The following is an 8,142-nucleotide window of genomic DNA, read 5'->3' as shown; positions in this document are numbered from 1 at the left end:
GCAGCAGCGGCGCTAACCCGCATTACCACGAGCCGGACACCAGCCTCGCGCCGCACCCGGCCACGTCGCCCGAACCGCTTGCCGCAGATGGCAACCCGACTGGCGAAAGCCCCGCTGCCGCGCCGCCGCAACCCGCCAGCACAGAGCCGCAGCACACGCCGTACACCCTCAACATGAACGGCGAAAATCTCAATTTTGACAACCTGCTCAAAGGCGGCAAGCTGGACGCGACCAACCACAACTTTGACAAGCTCACCCTGAACGCAGGCGACCTGCTCGCCCACCCCAGCACGCTCACCCTGAGCGGCGATTACGGCGACCAGCTTGACCTCACCGGCGGCGGCTGGGTGCAGGACAGCGCAGCGGGACACGGCAACCATTACAGCACCTATCACCACGGCAATTTCACCCTGCGCGTGGAAGACGACATCAGCGTCTCGATTATCTGATTTTTCTCCGTGGGTGGAAGCCCCCGTTGCTCCGGCAGCGGGAGCTTTTTTTATGCGGCGCACTTTTTCCGCGCACGAAAAAAGCGCCAAAGCGCTTTTCATAAGATCGGATTGGAGGGCTATAAAAACGTAGGGGCGGTTAGCGACAGCGTAACCGTCCGCAGCAACGAGTCAGGCGGTTACGGGTTTCGTCCAAAGTTCCGGTCGGCGCTGCCTTCCGGTGCGGCGCATTGCAGGCGGGGATATTTGGCGGGAAATGAGCGCCCGCTATAATCCCGCCATGATTAACGGAGGTGTTTTATGAATGATGCAACAGAGCTGCAACAGGCACAGGCGCGGCTGAACGAAGTGCAGGCGCTGTACCGCGAATGGCTGGCGCTTGCGCCCCGGCTGGAAGCGGCGCAGGCAGAATGGCGGCAGGCGGCGGCGGTGATGGCGCAGCTCAATACGTTTTACGACCGCGAATATCTGCCGCTGCGCGATGCGGTCGAGGCGGGCTTGCCGCTGGATGAGCGCACGCCGGGCGAGTACAGCGTCCTGAGCGAGGATGCGCTGTTTGATGCCTTCAGCGAGGCGCATCAGCTCGCCTGGGGCTGGATGCGACTGGCGATGGCATCGCTTGATCCGGCGCGGCATGGCGACGATGCCGGATAACCGTCGCCACAGGATGCACACCCAAAAAGCCCGCATTCGCGGGCTTTTTTAATGCCAGCGGCGGCGAAATTATTTCGTCTCCACCAAAATATCTTGCGCCGGCACGGCATCGCCGAAGACCGGTTTCAGCGTTTTTTCGTAAGCCGCCTGCATCGCGCCGTTTTTGTTCATCTCGTCAATCTGGCCGTCAATCCAGGCGTGCAGCGCGTCGTCGCCTTTCGCCACCGCGGGCGCAATGAAGTCATCTTCGCCGATGCGGGTGATGCCAACGGTGTAGCCGGGGTGTTCTTTCGCCCAGGCGAGCAGCAGGGTGTTGTCGTGCGCGAGCGCGTCGCCGCGACCGTCGAGCAGCGCGTTGAAGGTTTCGGTGTTCTGGTCGTATTTCAGGCTTTTGATGTCGCGGTGCTCTTTGCTGAAGTAGCGGTCGGCGGTGGTGCCTTTGTTGAGCAGCAGCGTTTTGTCTTTCAGTTCGTCGATGTTTTTAATCGGCGCCTTGTCCGGCGAGACGACGCCGAGCGCGACTTTCATGTACGGCTTGGCGTAGTCCACCACTTCCGCGCGCTCCGGGGTGACGGTGAAGTTGGCGAGGATGATGTCCACTTTGCCGGAGCGCAGGTATTCGACGCGGTTCGCCGCTTCCACCAGCACGAATTTTGCCTTGGCTTCGTCGCCAAGCAGTTGTTTGGCGAGGTAGCGGCCGATTTCGACGTCAAAGCCTTGCGAGACGCCGTTGGCATCAACGTAGCCAAACGGCGGTTTGTCGCTGAAGACGCCGATGCGCACTTCGCCTTTGGCTTTCAGTTCGTCCGGGGTGACGGCGAAGGCGGGCGCGGCGCTGGCGGCGAGCAGGGCGGCGAGGATGGCGGTTTTTTTCATGTGTACTCCTGATAGTGCATGAGGTTGAGGAAGGCTTGCGCCCGCGCGCTGGCGGGGGCGGTGAAGAAGGTTTCGGGCTCTGCCTGTTCGATGATTTCGCCGTGGTCCATGAAGAGGATGCGGTCGGCGACTTTGCGCGCAAAGCCCATCTCGTGGGTGACAATCAGCATGGTCATGCCGTCGGCGGCGAGTTCCAGCACCACGTCCAGCACTTCGCGCACCATTTCCGGGTCGAGTGCGGCGGTGATTTCATCGAGCAGCAGCAGTTGCGGATTGAGGCACAGCGCGCGGACGATGGCGATGCGTTGTTTCTGCCCGCCGGAAAGTTCGCGCGGCCAGGCGTTTTTGCGCTCGTAAAGGCCGATGCGCTGCAAGAGGCGGTCGGCTTGCGCCTCCACCTCGGCGCGCGGGCGTTTTTGCGCCTTGAGCGGGCCGAGGAGGATGTTGTCCATCACGCTCAAATGGTTAAACAATTCATAGCTTTGGAACACCATGCCGATGTGCTGCCGCGCCGCGTGCCAACTGATGTCGCGCCCCAGCACGCCGTGGCCTTGCAGGGTAATCGTGCCGCCCTGGATGGGCTCCAGCCCGTTAATGCAGCGCAGCAGCGTGCTTTTGCCGCAGCCGGAAGGGCCGAGCAGCACCACCACCTCGCCGCTTTGCACCTCAAGATGGATGCCGCGCAGCGCGTGCGTATCGCCGTAGAACTTGTCAATCGCGGCGAGCGACAGCAGCGCGCTCATGCCTCACGCTCCAGACGGGCGGCGAGCAGCGACAGCGGATAACAAAGCAAGAAATAAAGCATGAACAAAATTCCGTAAATCAAAAAAGACGCCCAGGGATGCAGCTCAATAATCTGCTGCGCCACCTTGACCACATCGACCACGCCAATCAGCGCCGCCAGCGCGGTGGTCTTAATCATCCGCGTCAGCAGATTGACCACACCGGGCAGGACGCGGCGCAGACTTTGCGGCAACAGGACAAAGCGGAACACCTGCGCCGGGCTCAAGCCGACCGCCAGCGCCGTCTCGCGCTGGTGCGGGTCGATGGAAACCAGCGCGCCGCGCACCAAATCGCCCATCTCGGCAATCCCCCACAAGCTGAACACCAGAATACAGACGCTGTACGCCTGCCAGTGCCAGCCAAACCAGGCGGCGAAGCCGAAATAGCAGATATAAAGCAGCACCAGCACTGGCATGAAGCGGATGAACTCCAAATAAGCGCGGCAGATAAAACGCAGCAGGCGGTTCGGCAGCGTCATCAACACACCGAGCAGCACGCCGCCCGCGAGCGAAACCAGCATCGCGGCGAGGGAAATGGCGAGCGTTACCCCCGTCCCCTGCAACAACCGCCAGCCATAGGCGAGCCAGGGAAAATCAGCGTCCATAAGCCGCCCTCCGTACCCGCCGCTCAATCCACGGCGCAGCTAGAATCACCGGCAAGAGAATCGTGGCATAACCGAGCACCAACAAAAACAGCGCCTCGTTGGTCTTGTAATCCAGACCAATCAACTCTTTGCTCACATTGAGCAGCTCCACCACCGCCAGCACGCCGACCACCGACGTTTCCTTGATAAGAAACAGCGTATTGGCGACCAGCGCCGGGACGGAAGCGGCGAGCGATTGCGGGAAGACCACATAACGGAACGCCTGCGCCGGCGTCAGGCCGACGGCGAGCGCCGCTTCGCCCTGCACCCGGCTCACCGCCGCGATACCGCCACGGAAAGCCTCCGCCATATAGGCCGCGCCGAGAAAGGTCAGGCCAATCACGCCGCAGGCAAAACCGGAGAGGCGGATACCGAATTTCGGCAGGCCGTAATAAAGGAAAAACAACTGCACCAACAGCGGTGTATTGCGCGACAGCTCAATATAGGCGCGGCAAACGGGCGCGAAAAACGGCAGGCGGTACACCACCGCGACACATACCAGCAGACCAAAGAGCAGCGACAGCGCCACGCCCCACAGCGACAACTGGAGCGTCTGCCACGTCGCCGCGACATACTGCGGCAACACCTCATGAATATAAGAAAAATCCATCTGCGTCAGGCCAAAAAAAAAAGAAGGCGCGCATTATCGCCGCCGCGCGACGGCGGGGGAAATGGCATTTGGTGATGGCGTCATAACCTGCCGTTATAGCGATACTCACAAAGTTCTGTACAAGGCGCACCGCTGAAGACAGTACGTGGTTGTACGGCGAAGCGGTGCAACGCCGTACAGGGCTTTGTGAGGATTGCTATATAGCCGCGCGCTTGCCCGTCAGCGCGCTATATCGCAAACCGCCCAAAGCCTTGTACAGAACCGGGTAAGTATCGCCATAAAAAACCTGGCATTCCCGCCCGGTCTTTCTGAAAAGTGCGTTTAACTCACTATCGCCTGATGAATGAGGAAAATGGCCGACAAGGTAAAGACCGACAATACGTTGGTGGTAATCATGCTGACCGTGCCGCGGTGCGGATAACCATAGTGCTGCGCGAATATGGCGACGGTATTGGCCATGGAAATGCCGCCCATCAGGGCACCGGCAAAAATGGCTTCTTCGCTGCCGCCCAGCAGCCAAATAAACAATGTCGCCAGCGCGGGCATCAGAAACAGTTTGCCAATGGTAATCTGGGTAATGGCGACGACATTGCCCTGAATTTTAATCCCGTTCAGGCCGCAACCAATGACGAAAATGGCGACCGGTGCCGCCGCACCCGCGAGCAGGCTAATGGATTTGTCAATCGGGGCGGGCAGGCGCCATTGAAAGGCGGAGAAAATCATGCCGAGAATCAGCGCAACAATCAGCGGCTTGCGCAGCATATTGAGAATAATGGCGCGGAAACGCTGGCCGAAACTGCCCTGGCCGCTGGTATGCGATTCGGCAATGGCGAGAAACATCGGCACCAGCAAGACGTTTTCCACCAGCGTATTCAATGAGAAATAAATCCCGGCGTTATTGCCGCCATCGCGACCCAGCACGCTCAATAACAGGGGATAACCGATAAAGGCGCTGTTGGAAAAGGTTTGGCCGACGGCAGTCACCGCCGCACCGCGCAAATCCTGGCCGAGCAGGCGCGAGATAACAAGGCCAATCATGAAACAGAGAAATGTCGCTGCGGCATAGCCGAACAAATAGGCGGGAATAAAGACTTCATCCAGCCGTTTTTCCGACAGCGCCTTGAAAATTAGCGCGGGCAGGGCAATGCTGATAACGAAACGTCCCAGCGCAGCGAGTCCTTCCAGGGTAAATGCCCCGGCGCGGGTGGCGGCATAGCCGAAGGCGATGACGATAAATATCGGCAGTAGCGCCGTAATAATATTGAGCATGACAGAACAGGGGTGGTTGAAAAGCACGCATTCTACGCCCGTTGCGCGCCCGCTGCCGCATCGGTGAACAAGCGGCCAGCTTCGCCGCCGCCCCTACTTTCCCGCCGCAAACGCCAGTATAATCGCCGCCTTTTCCATAACCTGCGGGTATTCAGATGACTTTCGGACAATTCTTCCAGGACAATCTCTTCCTCTTTCTCATGCTGTTCGCCGTGGTCGGCGGCATCATCTATTTTGAAATCCAGGGGCGCAACGCCGCCGGGCAGAAGGTGAGCAATGCCCGCGCTGCCACCCTTGTCAATGACCGTGGCACTCTGATTGATCTGCGCCCCGCCCAGGATTACCGCCACGGCCACATCGCCGGCGCGAAAAACTACCCGCTGGCGGAGCTGCACGACCACATCGGCAAAATCCGCGCGGCGAAAGACAGCCCGCTGGTGATTTATGACAGCGATGGCCTGAATACCGCTGCGGCGGCGAAAACCCTGCGCGATGGTGGCTTTGCAGACATTTATGCGCTGGAGGGCGGCATCAACGGCTGGCTCGCCGAAAACCTGCCCGTTGTCAGCAAATAAGGAGTGCGCCATGCAAGCCGTCACCATGTATTACAAGCCCACCTGCCCCTACTGCCAGCGCGCGCACCAGTTGCTCAGCGCCAAGGGCGTCGCCTATGAAGGTATCGACATCAGCCGCGAACCGGAGCGGCGCGACGAGATGATTGCCCGCGCGGGTGGCCGCAAGACCGTGCCGCAGATTTTCATCGGCGCGACCCACGTCGGCGGCTGCGACGATCTCTACGCGCTCGAAGCCGCCGGCAAACTTGACGCGCTGCTCGCAGGATAAGCCATGCAATTCCTGCCCTCGAAAATCGGCCTGCGCTACAGCTACGCCCGCAGCGGCTCGCGCTTCATCGGCCTGAACGCCATCCTCGCCATCATCGGCATCACCATCGGCATCGCCGCGCTCATCGTCGTCCTTTCCGTGATGAACGGCGTGGTGACGCAGGTGCGCGACAAGATGCTCTCCATGACCTCGCACGCGATGCTGCGCAGCAACGACGGCAGCGGTGTCATCCCGCCCGAATTTGACCCCGCGCCGTATCTCGCCAACATCCCCGAACTGGTCGCCTACGCGCCCTATGTGCAGGGGCAGGGGCTGATTGGCGACAGCGAACGCTTTCAGGGCGTCGTCCTGCAAGGCGTTGACCCGGCGCAAGAAGGCAAAGTCTCGCAGACATTCGCCAAGATTGACCCGGAAATCACCAGCCAGCTCGAAGACGGCCATTTCAACCTCATCTTGGGCGAAGTGCTGGCGGAGAAAATCAACGCCAAAGTCGGCGACAAAGTGACCATCATCGTGCCGCAGGTGACGGCGAGCGCGGCGGGACTGCTGCCGCGCATCAAGCGCTTCACCCTCGTCGGCACCTTCAGCAGCGGCCATTACTCCTTTGACAACGGCGTGGCGCTGGTCAATTACCACGACGCCGCCAAACTGCTGCAACTGCCCGACGGCGTCACCGGCTACCACATCATGCTGCACGACCCGATGCAGGCGCCGCTGGTACGCGAGCGCCTCGCGCCGGATCTGCCCTACGGCGTCTATGCCAGCGACTGGAGCGTGGACAACGCCTCCTACTTCAGCGCGGTACAGACCGAGAAGAACGCGATGTTCATCATCCTCTGCCTCATCGTCATGGTCGCCGCCTTTGGCCTGCTCTCCTCAATGTACATGGTCGTCACCGAAAAACGGCGCGACATCGCCATCCTGCGCACCATGGGCATGACCCGCCGCCAAATCGGACAAATCTTCCTCACGCAGGGGCTGACCTTCGGCGCGGTCGGCACCATCCTCGGCGTCGGCCTCGGCATCCTCATCGCCATCAACGTCCCCGCCATCATGGCATTTCTGGAGCGCCACACCGGCTACGCCCTGCCCGCGCAAATGTACTTCATCAACGAACTGCCGGCGAAACTCGACCCCGCCGTCATCAGCGGCATCAGCATCGTCACCCTCATCATGACCCTGCTCTTTTCCGTCATCCCGGCGCTGATGGCCGCCCGCACCGAACCCGCCCGCGCCCTGTCCCACGAGTAAACCATGACCGACCACGTCCTGACCGCGACCAACCTGCACTTCGCCTACCACGGCAAAGGCGAAAACCTCACCATCCTCAGCGGCACCGACCTTGCACTCGCGCGCGGCGAAACCGTCGCCGTCGTCGGCGCCTCCGGCACCGGCAAAAGCACGCTGCTGCACATCCTCGCCGGGCTGGACACGCCGCAACAAGGCGAAATCACCCTCTGCGGCGCCAACCTCAGCCAGGCGGGCGACACCCGCCGCACCCGCCTGCGCAACCGCCACATGGGCTTCGTCTACCAGTTCCACCACCTGCTGCCCGAATTTAGCGCGGTCGAAAACGTCGCCATGCCGCTGCTTATTCGCGGCGACCGCCCGGCAAAAGCACTGGCGGCGGCCAGCGAACTGCTTGCCGCCGTCGGCCTCAAAGAACGGCTCAACCACCGCCCGGCAGAACTCTCCGGCGGCGAACGCCAACGGGCAGCGATTGCGCGCGCGTTGGTGAACCGCCCCGACTGCCTGCTCGCGGATGAACCGACGGGCAACCTCGACCAGGAAAACGCCGCGCACGCCTTCGCGCTGATGAAAAGCCTGATTGGCGAACAACACGGCGCGATGATCATCGTCACCCACGACATGAACCTCGCCCGGCAAATGGACCGCTGCCTCTACCTCGTCAGCGGCAAACTGAGCGAAACCCCGCCACCGCCCCGCACCGACGGCGGGACATTTACGGCGAATTGTCAAACCAAGTGCAACACTTCATTAAAATACACTTCATA

General features: G+C 60.9%; 9 protein-coding genes and 2 pseudogenes. 6 read left to right on the top strand and 5 right to left on the bottom strand.

Annotation, left to right across the window (positions count from 1 at the left end; genetic code table 11):
* Window positions 1–449, top strand: a pseudogene (locus Q0349_RS13560) (hypothetical protein); the annotation flags it as partial.
* A 300-nt stretch (window positions 450–749) separates the two neighbouring features.
* The gene (locus Q0349_RS13555; protein WP_298081546.1) at window positions 750–1,103 is read left to right on the top strand and encodes a DUF4298 domain-containing protein; all 354 of its coding nucleotides are present in this window, start codon (window positions 750–752) and stop codon (window positions 1,101–1,103) included.
* Between the two features lie 69 nt (window positions 1,104–1,172).
* On the opposite strand, the gene Q0349_RS13550 is transcribed toward Q0349_RS13555, so the two are convergent.
* The 5 genes from Q0349_RS13550 to Q0349_RS13530 form a co-directional block, all read right to left on the bottom strand.
* On the bottom strand, window positions 1,173–1,979 hold the full coding sequence (locus tag Q0349_RS13550; RefSeq protein WP_298081545.1) for a cysteine ABC transporter substrate-binding protein: 807 nt from the start codon (window positions 1,977–1,979) through the stop codon (window positions 1,173–1,175).
* A complete protein-coding gene (locus Q0349_RS13545) occupies window positions 1,976–2,722 on the bottom strand; it encodes an amino acid ABC transporter ATP-binding protein (protein ID WP_366916334.1) in 747 nt (248 codons plus the stop codon). Before Q0349_RS13545 ends, Q0349_RS13550 begins: the two co-directional genes overlap by 4 nt.
* Window positions 2,719–3,366: an amino acid ABC transporter permease gene (locus Q0349_RS13540; RefSeq protein ID WP_298081544.1), complete on the bottom strand. Its 648-nt coding sequence runs from the start codon at window positions 3,364–3,366 to the stop codon at window positions 2,719–2,721. The genes Q0349_RS13545 and Q0349_RS13540 overlap by 4 nt, the downstream gene beginning before the upstream one ends.
* Window positions 3,356–4,015: an amino acid ABC transporter permease gene (locus Q0349_RS13535; RefSeq protein ID WP_298081543.1), complete on the bottom strand. Its 660-nt coding sequence runs from the start codon at window positions 4,013–4,015 to the stop codon at window positions 3,356–3,358. Before Q0349_RS13535 ends, Q0349_RS13540 begins: the two co-directional genes overlap by 11 nt.
* 321 nt (window positions 4,016–4,336) lie before the next feature.
* Window positions 4,337–5,284 (bottom strand): AEC family transporter, encoded by a 948-nt coding sequence (locus tag Q0349_RS13530; RefSeq protein WP_298081542.1) that lies wholly within the window; start codon window positions 5,282–5,284, stop codon window positions 4,337–4,339.
* A 155-nt stretch (window positions 5,285–5,439) separates the two neighbouring features.
* On the opposite strand from Q0349_RS13530, the gene Q0349_RS13525 reads away from it, so the two are divergent.
* From Q0349_RS13525 to Q0349_RS13510, 4 genes and pseudogenes are all read left to right on the top strand, one after another.
* The gene (locus Q0349_RS13525; protein ID WP_298081541.1) at window positions 5,440–5,859 is read left to right on the top strand and encodes a rhodanese-like domain-containing protein; all 420 of its coding nucleotides are present in this window, start codon (window positions 5,440–5,442) and stop codon (window positions 5,857–5,859) included.
* 10 nt (window positions 5,860–5,869) lie between these two features.
* Window positions 5,870–6,127: a glutaredoxin 3 gene (gene grxC, locus Q0349_RS13520; RefSeq protein WP_298081540.1), complete on the top strand. Its 258-nt coding sequence runs from the start codon at window positions 5,870–5,872 to the stop codon at window positions 6,125–6,127.
* 3 nt (window positions 6,128–6,130) lie between these two features.
* Window positions 6,131–7,378, top strand: a complete 1,248-nt coding sequence (locus Q0349_RS13515) for a lipoprotein-releasing ABC transporter permease subunit (RefSeq protein ID WP_298081539.1) — start codon at window positions 6,131–6,133, stop codon at window positions 7,376–7,378.
* Between the two features lie 3 nt (window positions 7,379–7,381).
* Window positions 7,382–8,065 (top strand): annotated as a pseudogene (locus Q0349_RS13510) (ABC transporter ATP-binding protein); the annotation flags it as partial.
* Between the last annotated feature and the right edge of the window lie 77 nt (window positions 8,066–8,142).

This window comes from uncultured Cardiobacterium sp. (assembly GCF_938028185.1).
GTDB lineage: Bacteria > Pseudomonadota > Gammaproteobacteria > Cardiobacteriales > Cardiobacteriaceae > Cardiobacterium.
The sequence above is the reverse complement of the archived record's forward strand: the minus strand, read 5'-3'. Positions and strand labels throughout refer to the sequence as shown.